Origin of the sequence: Streptomyces sp. NPDC018610 (genome assembly GCF_044391765.1) — a bacterium.
GTDB lineage: Bacteria > Actinomycetota > Actinomycetes > Streptomycetales > Streptomycetaceae > Streptomyces.
Genome location: NZ_JBISAL010000002.1, coordinates 370,004 through 396,816, shown reverse-complemented (window position 1 = coordinate 396,816; position 26,813 = coordinate 370,004). Strand labels below are relative to the sequence as shown.

Here is a 26,813-nt window from a genome sequence, read left to right as displayed (position 1 = left end):
ATCCGCTCGCGCGGTCGGACAGGTTCGAACGGGAGCCTGGTTCGGGTGAGTTGTCCGGGGTGAGTGCATGGAGGAAGGGCCTCTTGGTAGCTCGCGGATGTCGAGTCCAGCGAAAACCAAGAGGCCCTGTTGTCGAAGTGTCGCGTGGTCACGGTCGCCGAGTCCAGTTCGTCCACTCGTGGGTGTGACTGCCTCGCCCACAGGTTCGGGAACGCGGTTGACCGGCCGCAGCGCCGGCCCCGGTACGGCTCGGACATGAGCGATGCCGAGTGGGCCGTGGTGAGGGACCTGCTGCCGGTTCCGGCCTGGCTTTCGGGCCGCGGCGGGCGTCCGGAGGGCTACTGCCACCGGCAGATGATCGACCAATGCCGCGAAGTTAAGGCCCCGATGGCAATGTCAAGGGGTTCGTCAGACGTGGCAGGGCCTCTGCTATCCAGGGGATCGACCAAGATCTTCCTGAGAGAGCAGAGGCCCTGTGGCCCAGTTTGTCACGGGCGGCACGCCTGACGTGTTCGCGCCCGGTCACATCGGCGAGTTAACCCAAGTCATCCCGCCGGAGCTGGTGGATGCGGTGGTGGAGGAGACCGGAGCCCGCGAGAAACGATTACGGAGACTGCCATCCCGGGTCGGGGTCTACTTCGTCCTGGCTCTCGGCATGTTCGAGCATCTGGGTGCTCAGCTGGTGTGGGACAAACTCGTAGCAGGGTTGAGCGGCAACGTGCCACGGCCGTCCGAGAAGGCACTTCGTGATCTGCGCCGGCGGGTGGGCGTCGCCCCTTTGCAGCGGCTCTTCGACGTGCTGGCGGGCCCGCTGGCCCAGCCCTCCACCCCTGGAGTGCGCTACCGCCGTTGGCGCACGGTCGCATTCGACGGATGCGGAAGCCTGTCGGTCCCCGACCACGAGCGCAATAGGTCCTGGCTCGGGCGCACCGTCCGACGCCACGGCCCGGCGGGTTACCCCCGGCTGATGCTAATGACGCTGTGCGAGACAAGCACCCGCGGCCTGATCGCAGCAACCTTCGGTCCCGCTGTCAAAGCCGAGAGTGACGACGCCCGGGACCTGACCAGCCACCTCACCCCGGACATGCTCCTTCTGGCAGACCGTGCATTCGACAGCAACGAGCTCCTGGCCGCTATCACCCGACAGGGCGCGCAGTTTCTGGTGCGCTGCACCAGCACGCGGCGCCCGCCGGTGCTGGGCCTGCTGCCCGACGGCTCGTACCTCACCCGCATCGGCAGCATTTCGCTACGAGTGATCGAGGCTGAGGTCCAAGCACGCACCGTCGACGGCGGCACTTTCGGTGACACCTACCGCCTGCTGACCACACTCACCGACCATCGCGCGGACCCCGCTGCCCGCTTGATGCGCCTCTACCACGAACGCTGGGAGATCGAGACCGCCTACCTGGCACTGCGCCACACCCTCCTTCAAGGCCGGGTGCTGCGTTCGAAGGACCCGGTGGGCCTCTGCCAGGAAGTGTGGGGACTGCTCACCCTCTACCAGGCACTGCGCTCGATCATGGTGACCGCGGTGGAGACCGAACCCGGCTGCGACCCCGACCGGGCCAGCTTCACCGCTGCCTTGGAGGCAGCCCGCGACACGGTCGTCAGCCTCACCGGAATACTTCCAACGACCGGACCGCGTAACTACTCCGACCTGGTCGGACACATCGGTACCCGCCTCCTGCGCACACTCCTTCCCAAACGCCGGATGCGGCTCTCCACCCGCATCGTCAAGAGCGGAATCTCCCGCTACCACACCTGGAACCGCGACGGACGCCCCCGCGACAGCACCCCGATCAGCGCCATCGAGATCACCGTCCACCCGCCGGCCCTTCCCGGCACACAGGCGCCCAGCCAGACGGCCTCCAGGCGTTGGGACCAGGTCTGCCGGATCCTGGCGGCGAATGCGAACCACGCCATGCATACCCGAGACATCGCACGCCGCCTCGGCCTCACCGCCACACCGTCCATCAAGAGCCTCACAGCACAGCTCTGCTACTGGACCCGCAACAACCGGCTCATCCGCACAGCCCCCTGCACCTATAAGCTCCCGCTCGCCGAGCTCTTGACAGCACCATCGGGGCCTTAACTTCGCGGCATTGGATGATCGACGCAGTGCGCTATCTCGTCGACAATGGCATCAAGTGGTGGGCGATGCCCGCGGACTTCCCGCCCTGGCCGCGCGTCTATGCCTTCTTCGCCCGCTGGCGGGACACCGGACTGGTCACCGAGCTGCACGACCGGCTGCGGGAAGCCGTCCGAGCCGGCGAAGGCCGCAGCACCGAGCCGAGTGCGGGGGTCGTGGACTCGCAGTCGGTGAAGGCGGACGCCACCGTCACCTTCGGCTCACGGGGCTTTGACGCGGGCAAGAAGATCAATGGTCGCAAGCGGCATCTGCTCACCGACACGCTCGGTCTTCTCTTGGCCGTGCTGGTCACACCGGCGTCCGTGACCGACCGGGACGGCGCCCGGGCACTTCTGCCAGAGGCGGCCGGCCGCTTCCGGCGGCTGGCGCGGGTCTGGGCCGACGGCGGCTACACCGGTCACCTCATCGACTGGACCGACCAGCATCTCGGGCTCGTCCTCGACATCGTCCGCCGCAGCGAGGACGTCCGCGGCTTCCAGCCACTGCCCCGCCGCTGGGTCGTGGAACGGTCCTTCGCCTGGTTCCTGCGCAGCCGCCGCCTGGTCCGGGACTACGAACGACGCACCGACACGAGCGAAGCCGTCATCCGCTGGTCGGTGATCGCCCTGATGAACCGCCGCCTGGCCGCACAGCCTCATCAGTGCGCTGTTCTGCCGGCAGGGTGAACCTTCGGCTGGGACAGTGCCTCGGCCTCACGGGTCGAGGGTGCGAGAGCACGGTTGAAGAGGCTGGTGGAACGGGGCTGGCTGGTGGAGGCAAAGCCCGGGAGCTCCTCGGCAATCGTCAAGTCCGCCCGCACCAGCTCCAGTTCGACTTCGAGCTCCTCCACCCGCACGGCACATCGACGGCATCAGCCACCCCCACGCCGACTCGATCAGCAACGAGTCGAGACTCCCGCCACAGCCGCAATCTCATGCCTGACCAGCGGAATCCGCACACGGCATTCGGAAAGCGAACGACCTCTCAGGCGGCCTGCCGATTGAGCGACCTGCCCAGCCGTATGGCAGTCAAATCGAGTGAACCCGGAAGCCGCTGCTGGCTGTGGACCAGCGACGGCAAGGGGGGAGGGGCGGCCAGGCTACGGCCAACGTCTCCCCTCCTGCGAGGCAAGGTAGAGCTTGCCTGCCGTGTGGCGTTCGGGCTGTTCATCGGTGAATCCCGGAAGACTTTCAGGTACGTCATGCCGATCCTTGGTGACGGCACTACACGCTTTGCTGCAAACCAGACCGTCTGGAAGCCGTGCCGAAGTGGGAAGCTGCGCAGTGCAGGGATCGCGAGGGTGCGCGAGCCAGGAGGACGTACTGTCCCCACGGTCAGGCGTGCACATCGAGGAACCCGTACGTGGACCCATGAGGGTCTCGGCGGTGCCGGGCGGGCCGCGCCGCGAGGGTCACGAGCCGCCGGGTTCACCTGGCCGTGTGAGATTTCGTGAGACGTGAGAGGGTCTGGGGCGTGAGTGAGACACCCCCGAACACCCTGCAATACCGCTTTGACGGGCCAGAAGACGCTCCGGTCCTGATCCTGGGTCCCTCACTGGGTACCACATGGCACAGGTTGTAAAGACCGTCTTGGGGCGTCCACGTCAGTCCAGGGCGGGTGCGTAGTAGCAGGTCAGGGCACCGTGGTCCGGGGGAGTCGGCGTAGTTGGTGACAGACGCGTGAGAGGGGCGTTCGATTTCAAGCCCCTGCAAAAGCGGCCGACGGGGGATCCAGAGTGGGTGCGCTGCAGCTCCAGCCGCGGCACCGTACCCCTCGGGTTCTCCTCGACTGAGCACTCGATGCGACGGTGCTGTGATGACACGCATCTTGGTGAATGCCGCCGGAGGCCCTTCGTGATTGACCGGGCGTAGCCTTCGCTTGCGCAAAGCATCTGCGAGGTGTACCTCCCTGCCATGAGGGCGCGTCTGCCGCCGACATCGCTGCCGCCGCCTGCTGCCTCACGTGTCTGGCAACTTGTCGACCAGGGGCATGTGGTGCTCGTTGTAGCGGTCGCCCTGGAAGTCGATCCGGCCGGTCAGTTCGTCGGCGAAGGGAGGAAGCCGAATGGCGCCGATGTCCCCCTCGACGGACGTCGTGTACGGGGCGCTGAGCCCCAGAGGGGGGAGTGTGCGATTCCGCGAAGGGCCTCCGCAGACGCCTGTTGGAACGTGATGGTGCGCGGCCCTCGGCCGGCGGCCTTTCGGCGTAGCAAGGGCATCGGCAAAAGCCTTGGCACAACGAGCAGGATTTTCCCTTTTTGGGCGTCTTCGTTCGATATTGCAAACCGGCCCTCGCCCGACGCTCACCCATCACGCCCGCGGGGCCCGCACCGGGACGGTGCGGGCCCCGCGGGCGTGATGGGTGGTCACGTCACCATCGATACCAGCGGCCGCGACCACCATGACTGCCCGCCGGCCCGGCAGAGCACGCCCGGGGGGTGCACGTCGTGGAAGGACGATCAGGCCGCTGGGGGAGAGCGGACTGCGAGCAGGGCCTGCCTCTCCAGAACAGCTCACCGGGCAGATCAATGAGCTGAACCAACGCCTGACCCGGCTCGTCGAACGGCACGCCCCACAGCTACTCGCCCCGGTAGGCATCGGCCCGGACAGCGCAGTCACCTTGCTGATCACCATGGGAGACAACCCCGAGCGGCTGAGCACCGAGGCATCCTTTGCTGAGCTTTGCGGAGTCAGCCCCGTCGAGTATTCGTCGGCCGTCGGAGTACGCGCCGGCTCAGCGAAGGCGAAGCGGATGAGCAGGTCCTTGCGCGGCATCTGCCGCGCGGCGCCCGGCGTCAGCCGTACCCGGTCGGTGTTCTCCGCGTTCTGGGCGGGTTGCGAGGGTGCCACCGCAAAGGTGACGGCGGCCGCCAGCGCGAGCCACATCACGAGCGCTGCCGCCGAGCCGCGCAGTGCCCCTAGCCTGCCCAAGGCGGGCACATCGACGATGGTGTAGGCGGTAAACGCGACCGCTCCGCCGATCATGCCGCGGGCTGCCAGCGAGGCGTCATGGTTGCCTTTGAACACGACGGTCAGGATCAGGCTGGCCAGGGCCACTGAGGGCGCCGCAGCGAAGATGCCGGCCAGCCGTTTGGGCTGGACGGCCTCGGCCACCAGGGCGAACACCACGACGAACAAGCCACCGGCGCAGGCTTTCAGGACGATCTCCGGCAGGGAATTCATCCGAACAACGTGGGCCTGACCCGTCGTGCAGGCAATGGGCCACGCCGTTCGGCTGCCTAACACTGAGCGGCCGTATCGTCCCGGCGCCCAGTAGCCGGTGCACCAGCGTCGTTGAGTGGTATGCCCTCACGCGCCTACCAGTAGTGACGTCGACCGCCAACGGCGTGTCCCACGGAGCCGAGAAGGAACAGGATGAGCCCGATGACGAGCAGGATGATCCCGATCGTCCACAGGATGCCGATATGCAGGAGGAATCCGACGATGAGCAGGATGATGCCGAGGGCGATCATGGTGGCCTCCTTCGTTTGGTGAGGCGGTGAGCAGGCGGTCGAAGAATGACCGGTGGTGGCGCAGGGCTGTGCGGGCTTCAATGGCCAATTGGGGAAATTTGTCCCAGAAGGGTGATACCCGGTCGTTCAAGGCTCATAACTGGCCTGGGCGGCAGCCCGATTTCTACCTCGATCCGGTGGACCTTGGTATCGCGATCGAGGCTGCAGGCGCCATGGCAGCGTCTCCGTCACTGGCAACCCGCAGGGGCGAACGGTGGTACTGGCTCACGGCTTCGGCTGCGACCAGACCATGTGGCGGTTGACGGTGCCTGCCCTGACCGACGACTACCAGGTCGTGCTGTTCGGCTACGTGGGTTCCGGCCGCGCCGATCCCTCCGGGTTCTCGGAGGACCGGTACGCCTCCCTGGCCAAATACGCAGGACGCGGTGGACGTGTGCGAGGCACTCGACCTGCGCGATGCGGTGTTGTGGGACATTCCGTCAAGCGCGATGATCGGCGTGCGGGCCGCCGGCATGGCTCCTGAGCGGATCGCCGCACTGGCGATGGTGGCGCCGTCCCCGCGCTACATCGACGACGGCTACCGGGGTGGTTTCAGTGCCGAGACATCGAGTCGCTGCTGGCATTGTTGGAGGCGAACTACCTGGGCTGGTCGGCTGCGATGGCTCCGGTGATCATGGGGAATCCGGAGCAGCCCGAGCTGGGCGAGAAACTGAAGAACAGCTTCTGCGCCACCGATCCGGACATGGCGCGGATCTTCGCCCGGACCACTTTCCTGTCGGACTCCCGGCGCGATCTGAAGAGCGTGCGGGTGCCTACGCTGGTGCTGGAATGCACCCAGGATGTCATCGCTCCCCGGGAGGTCGGCGCCTTCGTCCACCAGGAGATCCCCGGCTCGACGCTGCTCACCCTGGAGGAGACCGGGCATTGCCCGCATCTGTCCGCTCCCGAGGCGACCAACGATGCGCTCACGGGTTTCCTGGCAAATCTGCGCTGATGTACCGCCCCGGCCGGCAACTGGAGCGGCAGGGCACCGACCTCGCTACTGGAGGACGTCCCCGACCAGCTGTAAGCGCGCCCAGCGCGGATAGGTCCCGTCTATTGGAGTCGGAACCGCTCAACCGAACCGGTCACGACACGGTGGGCGAGCGTTTCGAGTGTGGGATTGATCGGAAAGCATGTCACCGGATGACGGCTCGATGGGCCGTACTTCGCCTGCTCTCCGAAGGCGAAGTCAGGTCGGCTGCGGGCATCGCGTGCTGCATGCCCGCAGCGGCCCTGGCGCTGGCCGGCGAGCCTCCTGCCGTTCTTTCACCTCCGCATCTCCAGGTGCTGGCCGTGCGTGCTGCGAGAGCGGCACAGTGCGATCACCGCCGCATCGTCGTCGAGACGGCCGCCCGCGTGGGCGAGGAGATCACAGCGAAGGAAGTGCACCAGCTTCTCGGGGCTGTAGCCGGTCCACTGCGCAGCCCGCTCGACGGAGGGATAGAAGCCACCGTCGGCGCCCCGTGCCTCGATGACCCCATCGGTGTAGAGCAGCAGGGTGTCACCGGGGTGGAAGGAGAACATTTCAACCATGTAGGTCACAGGCTCGAGCGAGCCGGTTCCCAAGGGGGGAGCGGGGTTCACCGGAACCAGGGTGACGCCGTCCGCGCTGATCAACAGCGGTGGGGGGTGTCCGCAGCTGATGATGCGCGCGATGCCGCCCTCCTCAGGGATATCGACCAGCAACGCGGTGGCGAACCGCTCCTCGTTCTCCTCCACCGGAGCCAGGCTCGCCAGGTTCCGGGTGACGCTGCGTTCCAGTGCGGCGGCCAGTTGCGGCAATCCGGCGTGCTCATGAGCGGCCTCCCGGAAAGCCCCGATGAGCAGGGCGGCCTCGCCGATGGCTGGGAGTCCCTTGCCGCGCACGTCACCGATCATGATCCTGACACCGTCCTCGGTGGAGGTGGCGGCATACAGGTCACCTCCGATCTGGGCTTCGTCGTCAGCCGCCAGATACAGCACGGCGACCTGCACGCTGCCGAGCTGGTCGGGCAGCGGCCACAGCAGCACGTGCTGCGTAGCCTCGGCGACCGTCCGGACCCGCGCCAGCTGACCGCGGTGGCGCTCACGCACCACGCAGAAGAGGACCGCCAAGGCCGACATCACCGCAAGAGCGAGGATCTGCACCAGTACGTTGCGGGTCATGAGCACGCTGAAGTGCCAGCCGATGTACGCCTGCGCCACCACGGTCAGAAAACCGACCAGGGCGGTCAGCCACGGACCCGCGAAGGCGATGGTGATCGCCGGAGCGACCACCAGCAGCGGGCTGAGGTGAACGTCTTCCGGTACGAGCTGGTCCACCGCCGTGATCACGACGATGAGCGCGATCGGGACCGCCAGCAGCGCCTGCTTCGACTGCCAGGGCTTCCGCACCCCGGTCTTGCGCCGCCGGACGTTCATGTAGTCCAGACTGCACCGTCGCGAGGGCCACGACGAGCGGAGGCACCTGATTGCACGCGGCGCCGGACCTGCCAGGCAAGGGGGGTGAAGGCTTTCGGTCCGGGGATCGGTGGCCGACTCGGTCGCGGTGCTCCCTTCGGCGACCGGTCTCGGGGAGGTGGCTTGCTCGGAGGCCCAGGCGCGGCCGGCCTGCCGGTACTCCTCGACCGGGATCGGGGTGACTCCGTCGCGCATCCGCGTGGTGTACAGCAGCCCGTCGAGGTGATCGAGCTCATGGTGAATGAGGCGGGCGAGGCCGCGCTCGTACACCGTGGTTATGGTCTCGCCGGATAGGGCGCTGGCCTCCACCGTGATTCTCAGCGGACGAGGGACGAGGCTGCCCACGTCGAAGAAACTGAGGCAGCCCTCATACTGCTCATCGGGCTACCCCGGTGCCCCCGAGCTGTCCAACGCTCACGCCTGATGCTGTGCTGGAGCACGACTTCGCCTCGTCTAGGGCCGGGCCGCTCTTCGTCCGTCGGCCGGACACCAACCCAGACAAACCTGATCCAATTGACCCGCGCTCGGCAAACGCCTCCGAACTGGTGGCCTGCCGGGTACGGAGCGGCGCGCACCGTGGAACATGGTGCGGGGTGCACAGGCGATTCCGCCCAGCCCCGCGATCCCTCAATGCTCGCTCTACGTATCCACGCTCGTCCATTCCAGTGATGCACAGTGATGCACGGTGAAAGCGAGCTAGCGGTGGGCGGTGGGGAATTGCTGGCCCCAGCTGCGGTTTCGTTGGAAGTGATGGATTTTTCAACGTCTTTGGTACTCGCTTGGACATGCCGGTCTGCTGTGCTCGGGCCAGCCTGGATGCGCAAGCCGTCCCGAATGGCCGACTCGCTCCCGGGGGGACCTCCGATCAGTCCAGGAGACCCACATGAGCGTCACCCGAAGCCGTCACCCGTGCGCTGGCCGCCGGTGCCCTGTCCGCCGCCCTGCTGTCGACCGGTACGGCCGGAGCCGCCGCAGCGACCGGGACACCGGCCCCCAAGCCCACCATGACCCGCACCGGCATGCCGAGCATGAAGCCGTCGCGGACGCCGACCGCCATGGGCTCGATCACCGTCTCGGCCAACCGCAAGGCCGTCAAGGTGGGCAACACCGTCGTGTTCACCGGCCGGGTCAAAGGCATCAAGGCCGGTTCCACGCTGGTGCTCCAGCACCGGCACAACGGCAAGTGGACCACGCTGAAGACCACAGCCGTCGTCAACAAGAACGGCACCTACACGATCAAGCGGACGTTCACCAAGAAGGGCACCGAGCAAGTGCGGGTGGCGACCAAGTCCGGCACGTTCCACTCGTCGCCGCTCACCGTTCAGGTCAGTTGACGGCAAGCTGGGGCGCGTCTGCAGCCGATCGTGGCGCAGCCGGACTTGAGTGGGGCCGGGATCGACCTGTCCGGCCCCGCTGCCGCGTCCGCGCGCCGATGGGCACACGCCTTGCGAATTGCGCTCCTAATTTCTTGCATGTCTTCCAGGGCTGAAAGCGTCAATCATCCGGGCTCGCCGTCTGCCCTTCCGGTGAGGGTGCTCGAGGCGGCGGGAACAGAAGGTCTTCCAGAGCGGACGTCCCGAACAGAATGAGGATGACCACCACCGGGACGAGCAGAGCTATCACGGTCACGACGCCTCCCTGCTGCAGCGATCACAACTGCTGCTCGGCGGCAACCTGGTCACCCTCACCATGCGGCCGAACGGGGTACGCCGCACATCGGCGCGGGAGCCGTGTAGGCCGATCGGGTGAGGTCTTGGCGTGCAGAGGTGCCATGGGCAGTGGCGATGATCCTCGGGGTGGGGGACCGCCGGAAGGGCCGCTGAACCATGACTGCTGCTGCGGCGAGGCGTGGCCTTGTCGGCACCGGGTTGCAATCCCAGCCGGCGCCTGTGCTGCAGCGGACTCTCGCCTACGCACTGTTCGCGGGCGGGAGCCGCCGGCCGACTGTGGCCCGATTCACCGCCCGGTGCTCGGGGCTCGCTCATCAACTGCCGCCAGTGGCGGGGCACGAGTGGAGACGCACTGGTCATCGCCTGCCCCGAGCCGGAACGGCAGACCGATGCGGTCCAAGCTACTGTCCCGGTCCGCGGATCCTGTCGTAGTAGCGGCAGGTGCGGTCTCGAAGCTGCGGCGCTCAGGGGTGCCGGGCATCATCGGCAGCACCGGGGTGGTGCGCTCAAGCGCCTGGATCTGCGACTTCTCGTCCATCGCGACGACCACCGCGTTCGCCCGCGGGGCGAGATACAGCCCGACCACGTCGCGCATCTTGTCGATCAGCAGCGGGTCCGGAGAGATCTTGGAGTCCTCCGAGCACCATGGCTGCAGCCCGAACGCCCGCCACATCCGCAGCACGCTCGTGGGCGAGATCCCCACCCACTTGGCCAGCTCCCATTTCGACCAGTGCGTGGCACGCTCGGGCCCCTCTTCGAGGGCGCGCACCACCACCTCCTCCTCCACCTGGCGAGGCTCCGGCCACCAGACCTGCCCAGGCCGATGATTAACGGCCTGTGCGGGAGTCTGTCTTTCGACAGCGATCTTCTGGAAGGCGGTCTCATGACGACCCTGTACGACTTGCTCGAAGCCCACGTTGGTGCCGGCACGCTGCCGGGAGCGGTTGGCCTCGTGGCCCGGGGTGACCAGGTCGAGGTGGTGGCCGTCGGTGCGCAGGACGCCGACGGGGACGCCCCGATGGCGAGGGACTCCATCTTCCGGGTCGCCTCGATCACCAAGTCCGTCACCGCCGCCGCACTGCTGATCCTCGTGGAGGAGGGCAGGATCGCACTGGACGACCCGATCGGAACGTGGCTGCCGGAGCTGGACAAGCCGGTGGTCGTACGCACGCCGGCGAGCCCGGTGGACGACGTCGTGCCGGCCGACCGGCCCATCACCGTGTTCGACGTGCTGGCCTCCCAGGCCGGGTACGGATTCCCCTCCGACTTCACACTGCCGGCGGTGCAGGAGTTGTTCACGGTGCAAAAGGACGGCCGGGTACCGAGCAACTTCCCGCCGGCCGACGAGTGGATGGCGGCGCTCGGCCGCATCCCGCTGCTGTACCAACCGGGCGCTGCCTGGCTGTACGACACCTGCTCCGTCCTGCAGGGGGTACTGATTTCGCGGATCACGGGACAGCCGCTGCCGGAGTTCCTGACGGAGCGGATCTTCCAGCCGCTGGGCATGGTGGACACCGGGTTCGAGGTGCCGGCCGCCAAGCGGGGCCGGTTCACCAGCTTCTACAGGCCAGGCGACGACGGCAGCCTCGAGCTCGCCGACGGCCCGGACGGCGAGTGGAGCAGCCTGCCCGCGCTACCGCTCGGCAATGGCGGGCTGGCCTCGACCGCCGACGACTGGCTGGCCTTCTGCCGGATGCTGCTGGCCGGCGGGGCGGCGGGCGACGGCCGACGGGTGCTGTCGGCCGACTCCGTACGCATGATGACCACCGACCACACAAATCCGGCACAGCGCGACATCGGCCGACTGTTCCTGGAGGGCCAGGGCTGGGGCTTCGGCGGCTCGGTCGACATCGACCGGACCAACCCATGGAATGCGCCCGGCCGTTACGGCTGGGTCGGCGGCACGGGCACAGCGGCGCACGTCATCCCGGCCACGGGGGTGGTCACCATCCTGCTGACTCAGGTGGCAGCGATGGGTCCCGTGCCCGCACCGGTGATCAGGGAGTTCTGGCGGTACGCGGCGAACGCCTGACACAGGCATCGCACGCCCGTAACCTCACGGTAGCCCAGCTGACCGGGTGGCGAAATCGGACCACGACGCATGGCTGTTTCAGCCCGCAAAGAGATCTTGCTGAGGTATCCCGGTCGAGCGTGACTGTTGTGACGATCTGATCGTTCGGCGGGTGTGGCGACTCGGCCGTGGGTCGTGGACGATGACGTGTGGGCGCTGATCGAACCGCTGCGGCCGCCCTGGCCGACGCGGTCGCCGGGGCCGAGGCCAGTGGATGATCGGCTCTGTCTGCAGGACATCCTGTACCCAGGACATCGCCTGGCAACTCCTGCGCTGGAGCTGGGAGTCGGATCAGGGCAGACCTGCCGCCGGTGCCTGGACCGCTGACAGCGGGCCGGAGCCTGCGTGGTGTCTGCCGCAGCCCGCTTGTCGGCACGCGCCTGCATCGGCGCATCACCCGTGCGAAAGACGACTCACGTGCCGGCGCATTGGACCGTGCGCCATTTCTCGCAGGCGAACCCTGCCGACCACGGCTGCGAGAGCGTCCCAGCCGTCTTGCGGCGGCTGGCCGCTTCCATCGAAGCGTTGGGCTTCGTCGAGATCCAGGACGTGGTGATCGAATCGGAGTTGACCGAGCACGGTCCCTGGCGATCAGGGACTTTTGACTTCCGCCTGCCTGAGGATGAGCACTGATTCAGGCACCGGCTTCACCTCCAGCCAACCGAGAGTCTGCTGCTCTACACCGAGGGCCTCACCGAAGCCCCGACCATCATGGGGAGCAGTTCGGTGAAGACCGCCTCACGCACGCGCTGGCCACTCAGAGCCACACCATCGCAAGCGATCACACTGTCACCCAAGTCGTGCGCGTACCGGTACCACGGGTATGGACGACGACCAAGCCGCTCTCGTCCTGACAGTCACACCTCAGTCGCCCAGTAGGCCGCCAAAGGTGTAATGGCGTCACAGCGGGTAGGCGAATACAGGTAAGTCCTATTGCACGTGAAGAGATGCCAAGGAAACCGACAAGGGATCCTCCATGACTACCACGCTCAGTAAGCAGACCCCGGAGGAGCAGCGGCCGAGGGTGCCCTGGCGCTACGGCGCTGCTTGGGGGACCAGGGGTGCGCACATCGCCGAGGCCCGCCACGCAGTGCGTCAGCTGCTGGCACGGGCTGGACATCATCCGCGCGAGCGTTCCAGCCAGGACGCCCAACTTGTCGTCAGTGAATTGGTCACCAATGCAGTCCGTCACGCACCCGGACCGGCTGAACTCATGCTCGAAGTCTCACCGGACGCCGCCCAGTTGCGGATCAGTGTCCGTGACAGCTCCCCGCTCCCGCCCCGCCTCCGGGTGTCCGACGCCGGCCGCATCGGCGGACACGGCCTGCACCTGGTCACCCGGCTCTGCGACCAGGTGCGCACCATCGCCCTGGGCACGGGCAAACGAGTCGTCGCACGCCTGCCCTTGCAGCAACCTGCCGGCTGACCCTCGCGAGAGTTGCGCACCGAGAGCAGCTGACATCTCCCGCCGGGCCGGCGTCAGGCCGAGGGGCGGGGATCAAGGAGGAGGCGGGCGGTGACCCGTTTCCCGGCCCCCTCGGGCAGGACGGTGAGGTCGGCCGCAACGGCCCTCACAATCTCCAGACCGTGCTGGCCCACCCTGTAAGGGTCCGCCTGCCGAGCCGTCGGAATCTCGGGATGGCTGTCCCACACTTCCACCTCCACCGCCTCGTCCGCCAGCCGCAGGCGCAACCGGATGGGGCCGGGTGCGTGTTTGCAGGCGTTGGTGACCAACTCGCTCACCACCAGCTGAGCCAAGCTCACGATGCGCCCCGTCACCCTCGTTGGACGGTTGTCAGCTGCGTCCCCGGTGAAGAAGGCGGCGGTTCGGTGACGGGCTTCGGCGATGCAGGAGCCGTCTCCTGACAGCGCGATGGTCTCCTCAACCGCCGTGGAGTTCGGTCCGTGGCAACACTCACGTTCTGGGTCCCCGCCCATCTGTCTTGTCACTCCCGCCCTGCTCGCGTACGCCGTCCTCCCGGGCGGGTACCGCGCACGCGCAACCTGTACCTGTGGGTGGCAGGGCCATCCGGGTGCAGTACCAGTACCATGCGCGCACAGATCCACATCGAGGAAGTGCTGGGGACGGCGTCACCGACGCTTGCTGAGGTGCTGAGGGACTGTGGCGGACAACCGTTCTGCAGGAAATGCGCGTCTGTCGATCAACATGAGTCATACCAGTGGCGTCCGGGTGGTCACGGCGTGCGGCGAGATCGATCTCGACAGCGCTCCACAGCTCCTGGATGCCCTGACCGCGGATGACGCTGCCACTCAGGTGACGGTGGTGGATCTCAGCGGCGTCACCTTCATGGATTCCAGCGGCATCAATACTCTTATCGCCGCGCATCACGCCGCGCAGCGCCATGGCGGGCGGCTGCGACTCGCTGCGCCGAGCCCCGCCGTCTCCGAGACCCTCGGGATCGTCGGCCTCACCGAGGTCATCCCCTGCCACCCGCCTCTGCGCGACGCGCTTGCCGTCTGACCCCGTCAGCCGGATGAGCTGAGCATGGCTGATGCCCGCCACGGTCATGGCGGGCATTATGAGGGGTACCGCTAATAGGCTCAGCCGGTCGTGAGCATGCCTTCGCGCAGCCGGGCCAGGCACCGGGACAGCAGTCGCGAGACGTGCATCTGCGAGACACCCAGACGTTCGCCGATCTGGGCCTGGGTGAGCTCCTCCACGAACCGCATGTGAATGAGCTGCCGGTCTCGCTCGTCGAGCTCGGCGATCATGGGTGCGAGGGCATGGAAGTCCTCCACCAGCTCCAGAGCCGTGTCCTCGGTCCCGATGAAGTCCTGGAGCGCGGCCTCGCCGTCCTCGCTCCCGTTGAGCGTGGCGTCCAGGGAGGAGGAGTTGTAACCGTTGGAGGCCAGGCGGGCCTCGCGGGCCTCGTCCTCGGACAGGCTCATCAGCTCCGACAGCTCCTTGACCGTCGGGTCGCGGTCGAGGCGGCTGCGCAGTTCCTCGGTCGCCTTGGCGAGCTGGACGCGGGCCTCCTGCAGTCGGCGGGGCACATGCACGGCCCAGGTCGTGTCGCGGAAGAAGCGCTTGATCTCCCCGACGACGTAGGGGATGGCGAAGGAGGTGAACTCCACCTCGCGCGACAGCTGGAACCGGTCGATGGCCTTGATCAGGCCGATCATGCCGACCTGGACGATGTCCTCCATCTCCTCCGGCCCGCGGCTGCGGAACCGGCCGGCCGCGTAGCGGACCAGGGACATGTTCATCTCGATCAGCGTGTTACGGGCATAGCTGTACTCCGGCGTGCCCTCTTCCAGCACCGCCAGCTGCTGGAAGAAGAGCTTGGACAGCTCGCGAGCGTCCTTGGGCGCCACCTGGGAAGGATCGGCGACCTCCGGCAACTCGGCCGTCCGGGTGTGCGTTGCCAGCGTGCTGGGCGCCATGCTGATACCCTCCCACGATCGATCTCACCGCTGCTGCCTGCCGAAACGGCCGACGACCGCGCGTCTACCCCGCCATCCTGCACCCATGCCTGCTCCTTGAGCGAACGGTGAATGGGACTCCGCTCAGGCGCCAGGACGCATGGCGGGCCAGTGGCCCCTGAGCCGACAGCGGTCGTTGCGCAGGGCCGTACCGCCCGCCCGTCCGAACCTTCACAGCTGACCTGCCCGCAGCCGCTGACGCCTCTGGGCGGCGCGGCTTTCGAGCGAGCGCCGACAGGGTGTCAGGAAGCCGGGCCGGAACTGGCAGCGGGACCGTGTTGTGGTCGCCGTACGAACACGGCGTCGAGGCCCGTGATCGCAAGCACGCGACGCAGAACCGGCTGGACGCCGGTCAGAGCGAATTCCGTCCGGGCCTGCAAGGCACCGCCTCTGGCCGCTACCAAGGCCGTGAGTCCGGCCGCGTCGCAGAACGACACTCCGGACAGGTCCAGCAGCAGCCGGACCGGCCGTTGATCCAGACATTCAGCCAGGACAGGGCACAGTTTTGGACCGGTGAACTGGTCCAGTTCACCGAAGACGCCCACCACCGCCGTGCCGCCCTCATGGACAACCAGGGTGGTGATGCCTCCCGCGCCGCTCATCCCGCGTCTCTCTCGATCGCTGTGACGCCAGTGTGCGGGCATATCAGTCGGGTTCCAAGGACACACCGGCACAGCGCGCTTCTGAGCCCGTGCGTGTCCCTGGATGGTTCGGTGGTGCCTATGGGCCAGTCCATGCCGTCCACCTGCCCCGAACCCGGGCATGTCCTCGGCGTCAACGGTATCGTCGCCCGTGAGAAGTGTCTCTCGAACCAACTCGGGGAGCGGATAGCGACTGGCACCTGCCGACGGCTTCGGACTCGTCGCCGGGAGGGGCATGCATGACCCTCCCGCATGGCTTGGTCCGGCCAGACCGCGATCGCGGCCTGGCACGTCAGCGTCGGCGGCCCCGCACTTCCGACGTGGTCGCTGGGCGCGCGACAAACGGCTCCGTCACAGCGGAACAACCTGTTCGTGTGCTGTGGCCGTGACTCGACGAGCTTGAGTGGCTTCCGCGCGGCAGCCGAGTGCGGGGCGCTGGCTGAGTCGTTGGACGCGCCAAGTCAGGGTGCGCGCCGGCGAGCGGGCATCGTCCAGCGTCCGCTGCTGAGCGGCCCAGCTCGGCAGCGTGGCTGGTTGATGGCCGGCCGCTTCCGCGTCGGCGAGGGTGGCGGCCAGGGCCGCCCAGGCAGGCCGCCGAGGATCTGCCGGGCGTACGTGGGTACGGCTGCACACACCAAGGGGAAGAAGAACGCCGGTTGCGTCTCAAAACGGCGCCGATGCTGCCTATCGCTCGTGGGCCGCCGCGGCACACGGGGAAACGGGACACCCAGCGCGGGGGTACTGCGGCAGGAGCGCCGAGCTCGATCGCTGGTACAGACGCCCCGTCGTGACGCGTCCGCGCGATCAGTTCAGGTTCGCGGAGGGGTTACGAGCGCTGTCGCAGGCCGTGTGTTCCCCTTCGGCCGGCGCACCAGACCCGTCGGCGGTGGTCACACGGTCGACGGAGCCCTGCGGCCCTGCGCTGGTGGGCTTGTCGGCTGTCATGGTGGTGACTGCATCGGCGGCGGTGGCATGGACCGGCAGGAGCGTGTCGACACCGGTGAGGACGAGCATCCGCATCAGGCGGTCGGGGACGTTGGCGAGCCCGAGTGCACCGCCCACCGCCTGGGCGGCGTGCCAGAGACCGATGAGCGCGCTCAGACCGGCGGAGTCGCAAAAACCGACCTGTGACAGGTCCAGAACCAGGTGCGGAGACCCTTGCTCGATGATCATCGAGGCGTCGCGGCGCAGGGCTTCCGCGGTGCGCATGTCCACGTCCCCGGCGACTGTGGCGATCGCGAGGCCGGGACGGGGGTGCTGGACGGTCAGCTGCAGCGTGTCGGTCACGTCGGTCATCACTCCTGGCCGAAGTGTTCGGGCGCGGCGGCGGTGTGGGCGGTGGCGACGACACTGCCGTCGGGTGTGCTGTCGGGGTGGGGGACGGACAGGGCCAGCAGGGCCACGTCGTCGCCGGCTCCGTCGGGCAGCGAGGCCAGCAGGGTGATGCTGTCCTCGACCAGGGAGGTGGCGGTGACAGGCGCGGTGCGCTGGTGGAGGAAGCCGGTCAGGCCGTCGTCACCGAGCATGGCGCCCTCAGTGGTGCGGGCTTCGATCAGCCCGTCGGTGTAGAGGAACAGGCTTTCCCCGGCCGTCAGGGAGAAGGTGGTCTGGGCGAAGGGCGCCTGGGGAAAGGCGCCGACGAGCATCCCGCCCTTGCGGCGTACGGCCCGCACCCAGACGGCGCCGCTGTCGTCGGGGCGCACGTGGTAGGCCGGCGGGTGGCCACCGGTGGCGAGGGTGACGGTGAAGCCGCCGGCCTCCCGGGGCTCCAGGAGGCCGAAGAGGACGGTGCAGAAGCGGCGGCCGGCGGTGACGTCGGTGAGCAGCATGGTGTTGAGCGCGCTCAGCACGGTGACGGGGTCGGCGTCGATCTGGGCCGTGGCGCGCAGGGTGTGGCGGGCCAGGGCGGTGACGGTCGCCGCCTCGGGGCCTTTGCCGCACACGTCACCGAGGAAGAACGCCCACCGGCCGCCGTCGAGGGGGAAGACGTCGTAGAAGTCGCCGCCCACGTCGTGGGCGGAGGCGGTGCGGTAATGGCAGGCCAGCTCCAGCCCCGGCACCACGGGAAGGGCCGGGGGCAGCAGAGTGCGCTGGAGGGTGGAGGCGAACGCGGCGATGGCGGCCCTGTCCTGCTCCGCCTTCTCCCGCGCCGCCCGCTCCGCCTCGGCCCGCGCCCGCTCCGCCTCGGCGTGCCGCGTTTCCGCTTCCCGGCGGGCCTGCTCGTCCCGCAGGGCGCGCAGCGCCGACAGCCGCAGCTCCATCTCGTCCAGCACGATCGCGGCGAGATCGGCCAGAGTGGCGGTGTCCTCCTCGGTGATCGAGCGCGGCCGGGTGTCGAGGACGTTGACCGTGCCCAGCTTGTGCCCGTCGGGGGTGATGATCGGTGCGGCGGCGTAGAAGCGCACGCCCATCTCCCCGGCGACCAGCGGATTGTCTGCCGCGACGGGGTCCTTGAGGGTGTCGGGGATGACCATCGTGTCATCGCGCAGGATCGCCGAGCCGCACAGGCCCGGGTCACGGCCGATCTGCGCGACACCCTCCAGGCCGTGGGCGGCCTTGAACCAGATGCGGTCGGTGTCCACGATCGTGACCGTTGCCACCGGCACGTCGAAAAGGCGGGCGGCCATTGCCGCCACCCGGTCGAACGCCCCGTCGGGCGGGGTGTCGAGGATGTCGTAGCGGCGCACCGCCGCGATCCGGGCCGCTTCCGCATCCGGGTCGGGGACCAGCTCGGGGCGGCGCCCGGGAGCCGGGTCGGTGGCCGATGCCGGCTGCGTCATCGGCTTTCCTCTCCGTCGATGGGCTGCCGCCGTGAACGGCACGAACCGACGCAGCCTAAATCGCCCACACGCCCGAACGCCAATGCCGTCGTCAACCGGGCTTCCGGCAGCGGCGCCCCGCGCATGCTCCCCCCCCCCGTCGAACGGTGGGCCAACGCTTCAGGCACCGGGCTCAGGGTCGGGTGACGGGGGGATGATTTCGGTGACGCCGACAGGAGACGGTCCACGGCCCCCAGGCACCCGCATGGGACGGGCCCGCCGTACTGGACGGCCACCGTGCCACGGGCCCGACGCCGACCCGCCACCGGCACCCTTGCTCATCGGCGACCCACTACGGGACCACTGCATCCTGTCACCCCTCGCCGACGACGCTGCGCTCCTCACCACGGCCGTAGCGCCGACCCTCGCCGGACTCCGTCAGCTTCTCGACGCGACGCTCGCCCAAGCCGTTGGCATGGGGTGGCCCGCGGGACAGCGACCGAACGCATCGCCGATCCAGTGGAGCCGTCCTTCCAGCGCGGTCCGCTCCAAGAGATGATCGATGAAGGGCAACCGCAAGGCGGACCGGACGGCTGTCCGTCATTGCCGGTCACGAGTGGGCGGGAATTCAACGCATTTTCAGCCTGCCCCAGCCAGATTGGGCACGGTCCGGGCGAAGCCATCCGACTTGGTCGGGACGTGCCGATGCACCGGGATCGATGGGACGGGTGCGCGATGCCATCCCGCATGGGGGTCCGACTCTTGAGATCTTTGACCGAAGTGTCCAGTCACAGGCATGTCGACCGTCGTTGCGGAATGGGTCCCGCTGTCACCGAGCTCCAGGGCGTGTCCCCATAGGGGCCTTGCCAAGTTCCAGGCGCCATCACGGTTCAGACCGCCCCAGCAGGCCGATGCCGTCCACCCCAGCCAGCACGCCATTACGTGGGAGGCCAACCATCATGACGACCCGACAGCGCAGTACCGCCTCCACCAGCACGGATCCGCCCGTTCGGCGCGAGGTCGTCCTGGGCGTGGACACGCACGGCGAGGTGCATGCCGCCGCCGTGATCTCCCCGCTCGGGAAGATCCTGGGCACCGAGTCCTTTCCGGCCACGGCGGCCGGCTACCGTCGGCTGCTCACCTGGGCCCGCAAGCGGGGCACGGTGCGCCGGGCCGGTGGGGAGGGCACCGGCACCTTCGGCGCGGGCCTGTCCCGCTACCTGCTGGCCCAGCAGATTCAGGTCTTCGAAGTGAACCGGCCCGACCGCTCGGGCCCGTCGGCTGCTGGGGAAGTCGGACCCGCTCGACGCTCAGGCCGCGGCCCGGGCTGTGCTCAGTGACCGCGCCCGGGCCGGGCCAAGTACGTCGGCACGAGCGACCTGTGCACCGGGCTGGTCAGTGAGTGGCCACTGCCCGTCGGTGTGGACGATTGCCGACCCGCTCGTCGCAGGTTTCGCTTCGGTGGCGTGGCACCCCCCTTCTCCTGCCGCCACCACGCGGCACGGCTCGACCTGGCGGTGGCGACGGCACACCGGGCGATCAGCGGCCGGAGCGCGTCTACACCTCGATGTGTGAACCCATGATGACCGTACGGTCGCGGGGGAGGCCGAAGTACTCGGCCGCGTCGGCCGTGATGTAGGAGGTGGCGATGAACAGCCGCTTGCGCCAGGGAGCCATCGTCGGTGACGTGCCGCGCCGGAGATCGATCTTCGACAGGAAATAGGACGCCTGGTCGAGGTCCAACGGTCCTTCGGTCTGGGCCGGGGTGAGCGTGGCCAGGGTGCTGGGTACGTCCGGTGTCTCCATGTAGCCGAACCGGGCGGTGACGTGGATGATCCCGTCGTCGGCGTAGCCGAGGTCGTCGACGGTGATCCGCTGGTCGGCCGGGACGCGGGGCACGGGCTGGGTCTCGAGCGAGAGGATCACGACCTGGTCGTGGCGTACGTGGTTGTGCTCGACGTTGGCCCGCATGGCGAGGGGCGCGGTCTGCTTGCCCCGGTTGAGGAACACGGCCGTGCCCGGGATCCGGAGCGTCGACACCTTCGCCGAGCGGAGGTCCTCGACGAACCCGGGGAGCGGTCCCTCGAGTTGTGCCCGTTCGACGGTGACGATCTCGCGGCCGCGTTGCCAGGTCGTCATGACGGTGAACGCGGTGATGCCGATCAGCAGCGGCAGCCACGCGCCGTGGACGAGCTTGGTCATGTTGGCCGCCACGAACAGCAGGTCCACGAAGAGCAGCACGGCGGCGCCGATGGCGAGCAGCCACTTGGGCGTGCCCCATTTCGCACGGGCGACGTAGAAGAACAGCAGGGTGGTGATGGTGATGGTGCCGGTGACCGCCATGCCGAACGCGAAGGCCAGCGCGGCGGAGCTGCGGAAGGCGAAGACCAGGGTGAGGACCGAGACCATCAGCAGCCAGTTGATCCACGGCACGTAGATCTGGCCGATGGTGGATTCGGAGGTGTGCGCGATCCGCAGCCTCGGTAGATAGCCGAGCTGGGCGGCCTGCGAGGTGACCGAGTACGCGCCGGTGATCACGGCCTGCGAGGCGATCACCGTGGCCGCCGTGGCCAGTACGACCATCGGCAGCCGTCCCCAGCCGGGTGTCAGCAGGAAGAACGGGCTGCTGACGTTGTGCGGATCGGCGAGGATCAGCGCACCCTGTCCGAAGTAGCTTAGGACGCAGGCGGGGAAGACCAGGAACAGCCAGGCCCGGGTGATCGCACGGCGGCCGAAGTGCCCCATGTCGGCGTACAGCGCCTCGGCGCCGGTGACCGCGAGCACGACCGCGGCCAGGGCGAAGAACGCGGTGCCGAAGTGGCCGAACAGGAAGCCCAGGGCGTAGGTGGGCGACAGCGCCCTGAGGATCGCCGGGTGGTCGGCGATGCCGGCCACACCGCAGGCGCCGATGGCCGCGAACCAGACGATCATGACCGGACCGAACACCCGGCCCACCGCCGCGGTACCCCGGCGCTGCACCAGGAACAGCAGCACGATGATCACCGCGGTGACGGGGACGACGGCGGTGTCCAGCGAGGGCTGCACGACCTTGAGCCCCTCGACCGCCGACAGGACCGAGATCGCCGGGGTGATCATGCTGTCGCCGAAGAACAGCGACGCTCCGAAGATGCCCAGCGCGGTCAGTACGGCGGTGGTCCTTCCGGCCGGCCGCGAGGTCCATCGCCGTACGAGGGTGATCAGCGCCATGATGCCGCCCTCGCCGTCGTTGTCGGCGCGCATCGCCAGCAGCACGTAGGTGACCAGGACGATGACCACCACCGACCAGAACACCAGCGACACCACCCCGTATACGTTCTGCGTCGTGACGGGGACGGGGTGCGGATCGCCCGGGTTGAACACCGTCTGGAGGGTGTAGATCGGGCTGGTGCCGATGTCACCGAAGACCACACCGAGGGCACCGATCACCAGAGCGAGGCGTGCCGTGTCGTGTGGGCTCGCACCACGAGCCTCAGGTGTCCGCGATGGGAATCCATCATCCGGCGCGGTTCCCTGCCGACGGTCGGCCATGGTCATCCTCCTCGTTGCGGACCGCTGTCCAGGGGCCCGGTGCATCGGTGCGGACGATACCGATCACCAGCGCGAATACCGGTAGGTGGGGCCGCTTCGTCTCGACGGCGTCTCCGCGCCGCCGGCCTGTACGCCGGCTGGGCCACCCATCGGCCGCCTGAACTCCGTTGGCCGTGAGGATGCAGCGTCCAGGCTTCCTGCGCAGGAGGCGTGCCGGGAGGAGGCAGGAGTACGGACCTTTCATGCCACGTGCTCATGAAGGTCATCGTGGTGTTCGGGTGGGGTCAGAAGAGTCCCGACGCCCGGAGCACCGCCTGTGCCGTCTCGTCGTCGATGCGTTCGCCCAGCCGGTGCAGGACATCCGCTCCCTGGCGCAGGGTTCCGCGCTCCAGGGAGCGGCGGACGCCGGTGTCGAGTTCGTGCCAGAGGAGCGGATTGGCGAGGAGGATGCGGGGGTCGAGTTCCAGGCGGTTGCCGTGGGCGTCCCGGAGGACCAGGTGGGAGGAGGGACCGTCGTACTGGATGGCGTCCCGCTGTGTGGTGTAGGGGATCTCCGCGGTTGAGTGCGCGGGTTCTGCTCCCTCGGGTGCACCGTCTGCCGGTGTCTGCTCCCTGCTCAACTGGCAGGCCACCGTGCAACTGTCCGGAGTGAACGGGCAGTTCGACCCCAGGGGGTGCACGGTGGCCTTGTCCCAGCATGACCTACTTCGCCTGCTTGAGTCACTACGTTCGGCCGATGGTCTTGAACTCGTCCGCGAGGTCGCCGAGCGGCTGCTGCAGGAACTGATCGAGGCCGAGGCCACCACGAAGATCGGCGCCGAGTGGGGCGAACACACCGACACCCGCACCACCTGGCGCAACGGGCACCGCGAGAAGACGATGACCACGCAGGCCGGCGACCTGGAACTCGCCATCCCGAAATTGCGGGCCGGAAGCTTCTTCCCCAGCCTCCTCGAGCGCCGGCGGCGCATCGACCAGGCTCTCTACGCGGTCATCATGGAGGCATACGTCCACGGCGTCTCCACCCGCTCCGTCGACGACCTCGTCAAAGCCCTCGGCTCGGACACCGGGATATCCAAGAGCGAGGTCTCCCGGATCTGCGCGGACCTCGACGAACAGCTCGACGCTTTCCGGACCCGCCCGCTGGACCACATCCGGTTCCCCTACCTGTTCCTCGACGCCACCTATGTCAAGGCCCGCGTCGACCACCGCATCGTCTCCCAGGCGATCGTCATCGCCACCGGCGTCACCCAGGACGGCGGCCGCGAAGTCGTCGGGGTCATGGTCGGCGACAGCGAGACCGAGGTGTTCTGGGCCCAGTTCCTGCGGCACCTGCGAGAACGCGGCCTGAGTGGCGTCCGCCTGGTCATCTCCGACAGCCACAGCGGCCTGGTCAAAGCAATCCGCAAAGTCATGCTCGGCGCCGCCTGGCAGCGCTGTCGTGTTCACTTCGTCCGCAACGTCTTCGCCGTGATCCCGAAAGGCTCGGCGGAGATGGTCGCCGCGACGATCCGCACCGTCTTCGCCCAGCCCACTGCGGACGCGGTCCGCACCCAGCTCGACACCGTCGCCGACATGCTCGGCCGGCAGTTCCCCAAGGTCAGAGAGATGCTGCTGGAAGCGAAGGAAGACCTGACCGCGTTCGCGGACTTCCCCCACCAGCACTGGAAGAAGATCCAGTCCACGAACCCGCTGGAGCGGCTGAACCGGGAGATCAAACGCCGCACCGACGTCGTCCAGGTCTTCCCCAACCCGCCCGCGGTCCTCCGCCTGGCCACCGCGGTCCTCGCCGAACTCCACGACGAGTGGATCGCCTTCCCCCGCCGCTACCTCTCCAACGAGAGCATGGACGCCCTCTACCTCGATGCCCCAACCGTCCTACCCGCCACGTCAGACGACTGATCGCCTACACCACGACAGGGGGCATGACCTCGTACTGCCGTACGGCGGTCAGCGCGTCCGTGTGGACCACGCGCCGGCGCCAGGGTGTGCGTACGGCGAGCCAGCCGGGGCCCGCGCTCACCCGCTGGGGAAGCAGGACGGCGCCCACCGCGACCGACAGGGTGAGCCAGAGCAGGGCGCGCAGGGGCGTCAGGCTTCCCGCATCCCAGTCGACGAGAAGGCTCAGGGCGTAGAAGGCCAGGGCGCAGTTGAGCGCCAGCCGGGCGCTGCCGTGCCAGTGGCGGTCGCCGGCCGAGCCTGGCGGTCCGCTCCGTCGCATAACGCCGACGGTAGGCGGGCGTACAGGGTCCGGCGACCGCTGCTTACGCGGTCCTAGCGCCGAGGGGGCACGTCTTGACGGGATCCTGACGCGCCTCGCCGGAGTCGGCCTTCAGCCGGTGTGGACGCGGGGGCGTCTGGCCCGGTTCGGTTCCGCCTCGCGCAGTACCTCGCGGGTGACCGGGGCGACCTCGCCCTGGCCGAAGAGGAAGAAGCGCAGGAAGTTGGAGAAGGGGCCGCCCTCGGTCCATTCGAAGTAGATGTGCGGAGTGCAGCCCGTCACGTCCCGGGCGTGCACGAGAAGGGCCGCCAGGGCGTTCGGGATGGACGCGGACTCCAGGGTCAGTACCCGGTAGCGGTCGTGCAGCACCTCGCCGCGCACGGTCAGGCCCGCCTCGAACTCGGAGGGGTCGGTGACGGTGACCTCCACGAAGACGAAGTCCTCCTGCTCCGGCATGTCGTTGTCGGCGCGGATCTGCTCGATCTTGTCGCGGTACTGGGCTTTGTCGCGGTGCCCGGGCTCGTTGGCGATGAACCGCATCTTGCGGCTGGCCATGTCCCGGATGAACCGTTCCGCCATCGGGTCGAGCGTCACGTTGGTCACGCGGAGTTCGAAGGCACGGGCCAGTCGGGACAGCAGCGAGACCAGGATGATGCCCGCGATGAAGCAGGCACCGATCTTCACACCGTCCGGGCGCTCGATCACGTTCATGACCCGCGTGTAGAGGAACACCGCCGAGATCACGCCGAAGCCGATGGTCCAGTTGCGCTGCCCGGCCTTGCGCGCGGCGATGGTCACCGCGATCGCCGCGGAGGTGATGAGCACCAGCACGCCGGTGGCATAGGCGCCGCCCTGCGCGTCGACATTGGCGTCGAAGATCCAGGTGACCAGGAAGGCGACGAGCGTGAAGACGATGACCATCGGGCGCACGGCGCGGGCCCAGTGCGGGGCCATGCCGTAGCGCGGCATCAGGTTCAGCAGACCGGCCATCGCGGAGGCGCCGGCGAACCAGAGGATCGCGATGGTCGAGACGTCGTAGACCGTGCCGAAGGCGCCGCCGAGGTACTCGTGCGCGAGATACGCCAGCGCACGTCCGTTGGCCTGGCCGCCGGTCTTGAACTGGTTCTCCGGGATGAGCAGCGTAGTGACGAAGCTGGACGTGATCAGGAAGGCGCTCATGATGATCGCGGCCGTGGTCAGCAGCTTCTTGGTGTCCCGGATGCGGCCGGTCGGCTTCTCCTCGGTGTCGTCCGGGTCGCCCTGTACGTGCGGCATCACGGCAACGCCGGTCTCGAAGCCGGACAGGCCGAGCGCGAGCTTAGGGAAGACGATCAGCGCCAGGCCGATCATGACGAAGATGATCATCTCGCCCGCCTCGACGACCACGACGTCCAGCGGTTTCAGTTCGGTGGCGGCGACGGCCTCCGTACGGGCGGTGCGTGGATCGGTGCCGTAGCTCCAGTGCAGCAGCCGCAGCGCCACCGTGTCCGTACGGGCTCTGCGCAGCGACTCGGCCTGTGCCTTGCCGCGGCCCTCGGCGACCGCCTCGGCGAGGTTGGCGAAGACCACCGTCAGCCACAGCCACAGGCTGATGACCCAGGTGAAGACGGCGGGATGGAGCAGCGCCGACAGTGTGGTCAGGACCGCCCCGACGGACACGACGAACAGAACCGGGTTCTTCACCAGGACGCGCGGGTGCAGTTTGCGTAGCGCCTCGGGGAACGAGCGGACGAGCTGGACGGGTTCGAACAGCCCGCTCGGTGCGCGGCGTCTCCGCCTTCCCTCCGGTCCGGGCCGGACCGTGCGCTCGGGACGGGACGGGGAAGCCTGCTCGGGGGCAGCGGGAAGCATGGACACCTTCGTGTCTTGTCGGTGAATCGGACAGCCGGGGATCGATTGGAGTGGGCGGTCCGTGCGGTGCCGGGGCCCCGGCACCGCACGGCGGCGCACGGACGCCGGCGAAGAGGCGACGACAAGGCGTCCTGCGCGGGCGCGTGCCCCCTCGGACACGCACCGGGCCGCCTTCGCGTCACAGCGGAGCGTGGACTCCGCCCGTCATGCGGGGTCACGGACGTCTGTTGGGCCCTGACGTCCATGGCTCCAGCGGCGGCCGACAGCGAATCTAATCCCGCTCGCTCCGCCGACCGGCGTGGCGGACACAGAATTTGCGGCACTCATACGGCGCCGCGCGTGCCGCCGTCAAGGTGCCGTCAAACAACGCTGATTCGCCATCAGGGAGCCGTCAGGACGAGCCATGGGTGGCTGAATCCGGTCGCAGACTGATCACCAACGGGGGACGGGCGACCGTCCGTGGCGGTGACGTTGGAGGGACCGTGACTCTCACGGCCGGATCAGCGCAGGGTCCTCGGACCGAGCAAGGGGCACCGCCACGGACTGT

The 26,813-nt window shown here is 68.3% G+C and carries 22 protein-coding genes and 3 pseudogenes; 11 read left to right on the top strand and 14 right to left on the bottom strand.

Annotated elements, in window-relative coordinates:
* The first annotated feature begins 475 nt into the window (after positions 1–475).
* The 3 genes from ACH5A8_RS07155 to ACH5A8_RS07145 all read left to right on the top strand — a co-directional run bounded on the left by ACH5A8_RS07155 (position 476) and on the right by ACH5A8_RS07145 (position 5,083).
* Positions 476–2,092, top strand: coding sequence for an IS4 family transposase (locus ACH5A8_RS07155; protein WP_398998865.1), 1,617 nt, complete (start codon positions 476–478; stop codon positions 2,090–2,092).
* Positions 2,093–2,106: 14 nt separating this feature from the next.
* Positions 2,107–2,814 (top strand): IS5 family transposase, encoded by a 708-nt coding sequence (locus tag ACH5A8_RS07150; RefSeq protein WP_398998863.1) that lies wholly within the window; start codon positions 2,107–2,109, stop codon positions 2,812–2,814.
* A gap of 1,714 nt (positions 2,815–4,528) precedes the next feature.
* On the top strand, positions 4,529–5,083 hold the full coding sequence (locus ACH5A8_RS07145) for a transposase (protein WP_398999772.1): 555 nt from the start codon (positions 4,529–4,531) through the stop codon (positions 5,081–5,083).
* Here the strand turns inward: ACH5A8_RS07145 and ACH5A8_RS07140 are convergent.
* Both ACH5A8_RS07140 and ACH5A8_RS07135 read right to left on the bottom strand, forming a co-directional pair.
* Positions 4,987–5,310, bottom strand: a pseudogene (locus ACH5A8_RS07140) (DUF3147 family protein); the annotation flags it as partial. The gene ACH5A8_RS07145 and the pseudogene ACH5A8_RS07140 overlap by 97 nt on opposite strands.
* A 134-nt stretch (positions 5,311–5,444) precedes the next feature.
* Positions 5,445–5,600 (bottom strand): DUF6131 family protein, encoded by a 156-nt coding sequence (locus tag ACH5A8_RS07135; RefSeq protein WP_167528460.1) that lies wholly within the window; start codon positions 5,598–5,600, stop codon positions 5,445–5,447.
* A 592-nt stretch (positions 5,601–6,192) separates the two neighbouring features.
* Here ACH5A8_RS07135 and ACH5A8_RS07130 point away from each other — a divergent pair.
* Positions 6,193–6,594, top strand: a pseudogene (locus ACH5A8_RS07130) (alpha/beta fold hydrolase); the annotation flags it as partial.
* A gap of 314 nt (positions 6,595–6,908) precedes the next feature.
* Here the strand turns inward: ACH5A8_RS07130 and ACH5A8_RS07125 are convergent.
* Both ACH5A8_RS07125 and ACH5A8_RS07120 read right to left on the bottom strand, forming a co-directional pair.
* Positions 6,909–8,042 (bottom strand): PP2C family protein-serine/threonine phosphatase, encoded by a 1,134-nt coding sequence (locus ACH5A8_RS07125; protein WP_398999770.1) that lies wholly within the window; start codon positions 8,040–8,042, stop codon positions 6,909–6,911.
* Positions 8,043–8,279: 237 nt separating this feature from the next.
* Positions 8,280–8,447: pseudogene (locus ACH5A8_RS07120) on the bottom strand (peptide deformylase); the annotation flags it as partial.
* A 653-nt stretch (positions 8,448–9,100) separates the two neighbouring features.
* Here ACH5A8_RS07120 and ACH5A8_RS07115 point away from each other — a divergent pair.
* Positions 9,101–9,415 (top strand): hypothetical protein, encoded by a 315-nt coding sequence (locus tag ACH5A8_RS07115; RefSeq protein ID WP_398998861.1) that lies wholly within the window; start codon positions 9,101–9,103, stop codon positions 9,413–9,415.
* Between the two features lie 622 nt (positions 9,416–10,037).
* Here the strand turns inward: ACH5A8_RS07115 and ACH5A8_RS07110 are convergent.
* Positions 10,038–10,538, bottom strand: coding sequence for a hypothetical protein (locus ACH5A8_RS07110; protein WP_398998859.1), 501 nt, complete (start codon positions 10,536–10,538; stop codon positions 10,038–10,040).
* A 96-nt stretch (positions 10,539–10,634) separates the two neighbouring features.
* Between ACH5A8_RS07110 and ACH5A8_RS07105 the strand changes: the two genes are divergently transcribed.
* The 3 genes from ACH5A8_RS07105 to ACH5A8_RS07095 all read left to right on the top strand — a co-directional run bounded on the left by ACH5A8_RS07105 (position 10,635) and on the right by ACH5A8_RS07095 (position 13,248).
* Positions 10,635–11,783: a serine hydrolase domain-containing protein gene (locus ACH5A8_RS07105; RefSeq protein WP_398998857.1), complete on the top strand. Its 1,149-nt coding sequence runs from the start codon at positions 10,635–10,637 to the stop codon at positions 11,781–11,783.
* A gap of 387 nt (positions 11,784–12,170) precedes the next feature.
* Complete coding sequence (locus ACH5A8_RS07100; protein WP_398998855.1) at positions 12,171–12,455, top strand: hypothetical protein; 285 nt, start codon at positions 12,171–12,173, stop codon at positions 12,453–12,455.
* Between the two features lie 343 nt (positions 12,456–12,798).
* The gene (locus tag ACH5A8_RS07095) at positions 12,799–13,248 is read left to right on the top strand and encodes an ATP-binding protein (protein ID WP_398998853.1); all 450 of its coding nucleotides are present in this window, start codon (positions 12,799–12,801) and stop codon (positions 13,246–13,248) included.
* A gap of 53 nt (positions 13,249–13,301) precedes the next feature.
* Here ACH5A8_RS07095 and ACH5A8_RS07090 read toward each other — a convergent pair whose 3' ends face one another.
* On the bottom strand, positions 13,302–13,760 hold the full coding sequence (locus ACH5A8_RS07090) for an ATP-binding protein (RefSeq protein WP_398999768.1): 459 nt from the start codon (positions 13,758–13,760) through the stop codon (positions 13,302–13,304).
* 184 nt (positions 13,761–13,944) lie between these two features.
* On the opposite strand from ACH5A8_RS07090, the gene ACH5A8_RS07085 reads away from it, so the two are divergent.
* Positions 13,945–14,304, top strand: a complete 360-nt coding sequence (locus tag ACH5A8_RS07085; RefSeq protein ID WP_398998851.1) for an STAS domain-containing protein — start codon at positions 13,945–13,947, stop codon at positions 14,302–14,304.
* A gap of 80 nt (positions 14,305–14,384) precedes the next feature.
* Here the strand turns inward: ACH5A8_RS07085 and ACH5A8_RS07080 are convergent, their stop codons facing one another.
* From ACH5A8_RS07080 to ACH5A8_RS07065, 4 genes are all read right to left on the bottom strand, one after another.
* Complete coding sequence (locus tag ACH5A8_RS07080; protein WP_398998849.1) at positions 14,385–15,227, bottom strand: RNA polymerase sigma factor SigF; 843 nt, start codon at positions 15,225–15,227, stop codon at positions 14,385–14,387.
* 281 nt (positions 15,228–15,508) lie between these two features.
* Positions 15,509–15,868: an STAS domain-containing protein gene (locus ACH5A8_RS07075; RefSeq protein ID WP_398998847.1), complete on the bottom strand. Its 360-nt coding sequence runs from the start codon at positions 15,866–15,868 to the stop codon at positions 15,509–15,511.
* Positions 15,869–16,711: 843 nt separating this feature from the next.
* A complete protein-coding gene (locus ACH5A8_RS07070; protein WP_398998845.1) occupies positions 16,712–17,203 on the bottom strand; it encodes an STAS domain-containing protein in 492 nt (163 codons plus the stop codon).
* The gene (locus ACH5A8_RS07065) at positions 17,203–18,687 is read right to left on the bottom strand and encodes a PP2C family protein-serine/threonine phosphatase (protein WP_398998843.1); all 1,485 of its coding nucleotides are present in this window, start codon (positions 18,685–18,687) and stop codon (positions 17,203–17,205) included. The genes ACH5A8_RS07070 and ACH5A8_RS07065 overlap by 1 nt, the downstream gene beginning before the upstream one ends.
* A gap of 938 nt (positions 18,688–19,625) precedes the next feature.
* On the opposite strand from ACH5A8_RS07065, the gene ACH5A8_RS07060 reads away from it, so the two are divergent.
* Positions 19,626–20,006, top strand: coding sequence for a transposase (locus ACH5A8_RS07060; protein ID WP_398998841.1), 381 nt, complete (start codon positions 19,626–19,628; stop codon positions 20,004–20,006).
* Between the two features lie 217 nt (positions 20,007–20,223).
* Here ACH5A8_RS07060 and ACH5A8_RS07055 read toward each other — a convergent pair whose 3' ends face one another.
* A complete protein-coding gene (locus tag ACH5A8_RS07055; RefSeq protein WP_398998839.1) occupies positions 20,224–22,092 on the bottom strand; it encodes a potassium transporter Kup in 1,869 nt (622 codons plus the stop codon).
* Between the two features lie 386 nt (positions 22,093–22,478).
* Positions 22,479–22,814, bottom strand: coding sequence for a hypothetical protein (locus ACH5A8_RS07050; protein ID WP_398998837.1), 336 nt, complete (start codon positions 22,812–22,814; stop codon positions 22,479–22,481).
* A gap of 67 nt (positions 22,815–22,881) precedes the next feature.
* On the opposite strand from ACH5A8_RS07050, the gene ACH5A8_RS07045 reads away from it, so the two are divergent.
* Positions 22,882–24,096 carry an IS256 family transposase gene (locus ACH5A8_RS07045; protein WP_398998835.1) on the top strand — a complete coding sequence of 405 codons (1,215 nt, stop codon included), beginning with the start codon at positions 22,882–22,884 and terminating at the stop codon, positions 24,094–24,096.
* 4 nt (positions 24,097–24,100) lie between these two features.
* Here ACH5A8_RS07045 and ACH5A8_RS07040 read toward each other — a convergent pair whose 3' ends face one another.
* Entirely contained in the window at positions 24,101–24,415 is a 315-nt protein-coding gene (locus ACH5A8_RS07040; protein ID WP_398998833.1) for a hypothetical protein, read from the bottom strand.
* Positions 24,416–24,526: 111 nt separating this feature from the next.
* The gene (locus tag ACH5A8_RS07035; RefSeq protein ID WP_398998831.1) at positions 24,527–26,266 is read right to left on the bottom strand and encodes a hypothetical protein; all 1,740 of its coding nucleotides are present in this window, start codon (positions 26,264–26,266) and stop codon (positions 24,527–24,529) included.
* Positions 26,267–26,813 lie beyond the last annotated feature (547 nt).

Bases quoted from the DNA above. Each gene is read 5' to 3' on its own strand.
- ACH5A8_RS07035 (WP_398998831.1), bottom strand. From the start codon at position 26,266: ATGCTTCCCGCTGCCCCCGAGCAGGCTTCCCCGTCCCGTCCCGAGCGC.
- ACH5A8_RS07075 (WP_398998847.1), bottom strand. From the start codon at position 15,868: ATGAGCGGCGCGGGAGGCATCACCACCCTGGTTGTCCATGAGGGCGGC.
- ACH5A8_RS07070 (WP_398998845.1), bottom strand. From the start codon at position 17,203: ATGACCGACGTGACCGACACGCTGCAGCTGACCGTCCAGCACCCCCGT.
- ACH5A8_RS07040 (WP_398998833.1), bottom strand. From the start codon at position 24,415: ATGCGACGGAGCGGACCGCCAGGCTCGGCCGGCGACCGCCACTGGCAC.
- ACH5A8_RS07150 (WP_398998863.1), top strand. From the start codon at position 2,107: ATGATCGACGCAGTGCGCTATCTCGTCGACAATGGCATCAAGTGGTGG.
- ACH5A8_RS07060 (WP_398998841.1), top strand. From the start codon at position 19,626: ATGACGACCCGACAGCGCAGTACCGCCTCCACCAGCACGGATCCGCCC.
- ACH5A8_RS07115 (WP_398998861.1), top strand. From the start codon at position 9,101: ATGCCGAGCATGAAGCCGTCGCGGACGCCGACCGCCATGGGCTCGATC.
- ACH5A8_RS07125 (WP_398999770.1), bottom strand. From the start codon at position 8,042: ATGAACGTCCGGCGGCGCAAGACCGGGGTGCGGAAGCCCTGGCAGTCG.
- ACH5A8_RS07135 (WP_167528460.1), bottom strand. From the start codon at position 5,600: ATGATCGCCCTCGGCATCATCCTGCTCATCGTCGGATTCCTCCTGCAT.
- ACH5A8_RS07065 (WP_398998843.1), bottom strand. From the start codon at position 18,687: ATGACGCAGCCGGCATCGGCCACCGACCCGGCTCCCGGGCGCCGCCCC.
- ACH5A8_RS07105 (WP_398998857.1), top strand. From the start codon at position 10,635: ATGACGACCCTGTACGACTTGCTCGAAGCCCACGTTGGTGCCGGCACG.
- ACH5A8_RS07090 (WP_398999768.1), bottom strand. From the start codon at position 13,760: ATGGGCGGGGACCCAGAACGTGAGTGTTGCCACGGACCGAACTCCACG.
- ACH5A8_RS07095 (WP_398998853.1), top strand. From the start codon at position 12,799: ATGACTACCACGCTCAGTAAGCAGACCCCGGAGGAGCAGCGGCCGAGG.
- ACH5A8_RS07145 (WP_398999772.1), top strand. From the start codon at position 4,529: ATGACTGCCCGCCGGCCCGGCAGAGCACGCCCGGGGGGTGCACGTCGT.
- ACH5A8_RS07080 (WP_398998849.1), bottom strand. From the start codon at position 15,227: ATGGCGCCCAGCACGCTGGCAACGCACACCCGGACGGCCGAGTTGCCG.